This is a genomic window from Xanthomonas axonopodis, assembly GCF_001304695.1.
GTDB lineage: Bacteria > Pseudomonadota > Gammaproteobacteria > Xanthomonadales > Xanthomonadaceae > Xanthomonas > Xanthomonas axonopodis.
In genome coordinates this window covers 1-583 of the sequence record NZ_JFAQ01000320.1, presented here as the reverse complement: position 1 = coordinate 583, position 583 = coordinate 1, and the positions used below count along the sequence as shown (strand labels likewise).

Genomic DNA, 583 nt, shown 5'->3' with positions numbered 1-583 from the left:
GGGCGAGATCGTCGGCATGCCCGGGCGAAGGGTGGTCGGCGGTGTAGAGGGTGACCGCATCGGTCGTGGTGTCGTGCAGTGCGGCCAGGAATAGCGTGTCGGCGGGAATGACGATGCCGCGGGCGGCAAGACCGGCGCGCACCTCGCTGTCGTTGAGCAGCGACGCGAGCAACCGCGCGTTCACTTCGCCGGAATAGCCGCCGCATGCGCCGCAGTGCAGCGCGCTCGCATGGGGGTTGTTGACCACTTTTGCACCGTGGCCGGCGATTACCACCAGCCGGGCGAAGCCGCCGGTGAACGACATCGCCTTGAGAATGCGCATGGCCATGGTCAGCCGGGTGTCCAGGTCCAGCTCGTTGGCAGCACGCGGCGCAGGTTCGTTCCGTGCATGCTGGCGAGCCAGCCCCAACCCGTCGCGCAGCAGCTTGGCGACGTAGATCGGTCCGGTGGCCTCGACGAAGGCGAACGAGGAAATGGCCGCCAGCTTGAAGCGGCCCCAAGCGCGTTTGGCACGTGCCGAGATCCGTGCGCTGCGTTCGGACGTGGCTGCCGAGGAGGTCGCGTCACCTGCGCAGGTGACCAC

Annotated in this window: 1 protein-coding gene; it reads right to left on the bottom strand. The window is 68.1% G+C overall.

The annotated features are described in order from the left end of the window. Nucleotides 1-583 (bottom strand): putative inorganic carbon transporter subunit DabA (locus tag XAXN_RS20055; protein ID WP_134984954.1); only part of this gene is annotated, 583 nt, incomplete at both ends.